Source organism: Chloracidobacterium sp. (assembly GCA_025057975.1).
Taxonomy (GTDB): Bacteria; Acidobacteriota; Blastocatellia; order Chloracidobacteriales; family Chloracidobacteriaceae; genus Chloracidobacterium.
In genome coordinates, this window is record JANWUV010000029.1 from 350 (window position 1) to 1,096 (window position 747).

Below are 747 nucleotides of genomic sequence, written 5' to 3' on the forward strand. Positions count from 1 at the left end.
CCCCTCGGGGGGGGACCCCCCCCCGGGTTTGGGGGGGGGGGGCGGGGCCCCCTAACCCCCGTTGGGTGTCACTTTTTTTTCTTTTCCCTTGAGCCGCGCGCCACGCGCGCGGCGAAATTTTTGCCCCAACGAAGTCAAGCGGAGATGGGATCGGCGTTTCCTGATCATTGGACAATCCTATCGGGGGCGTTTGTTGGTGGTATCCTTTGCCGAGCGCGCCGATGATGTGAGGATGATCAGCGCGCGGAAACTGACTCGCGCCGAGAGAAAAGCGTATGAAGAGGAAAGACAACGTTGGAACGCAGGATGAAGCGCGCGTCCTGAATACGACTTACGGACGTTGATGAAAGGTGGTGTACGGGGCAAGTACGTTGCTCGTTACCGTGAGGGGACGAATCTGGTGCGACTTGACCCGGATGTAGCGCAGGCGTTTCCCGACGAAGCGGCTGTGAATGCGGCTTTGCGTTTGGCGATGCAACTGGCGGCGTTGCCGCGCGGGAAGTCGGAGGAGACGGCGGCGTAGCCGTGCCGTAGATGGCGTGGCAACGTTCAGGCGGCGCGTTGCGCCGCCGATGATGTGGCGCGTCGAGTGGTTGGACTTCCACAAGGCGGCGGGCGAAATGGCGCTGGGCGGGTGGTCGAGCGATTTCCACGATGATGGAGCAAGATTTGGTTGGCGGCGGCGTCAAGCGTTTGGCGCGCGGCGGCGTTCCACCGCTTTGTGGCGTGGCGGCGTTCCGCCACGCG

At 63.2% G+C, this 747-nt stretch carries 2 protein-coding genes; both read left to right on the plus strand.

The window, feature by feature from the left end:
- The first annotated feature begins 88 nt into the window (after nucleotides 1-88).
- Complete coding sequence (locus NZ585_14855; protein MCS7081311.1) at nucleotides 89-310, plus strand: BrnT family toxin; 222 nt, start codon at nucleotides 89-91, stop codon at nucleotides 308-310.
- Between the two features lie 33 nt (nucleotides 311-343).
- Nucleotides 344-523, plus strand: a complete 180-nt coding sequence (locus NZ585_14860) for a hypothetical protein (GenBank protein ID MCS7081312.1) — start codon at nucleotides 344-346, stop codon at nucleotides 521-523.
- Nucleotides 524-747: the final 224 nt, after the last annotated feature.

Excerpts from the sequence above, each read along its gene's own strand:
- NZ585_14860 (MCS7081312.1), top strand. The coding sequence starts at position 344 with ATGAAAGGTGGTGTACGGGGCAAGTACGTTGCTCGTTACCGTGAGGGG.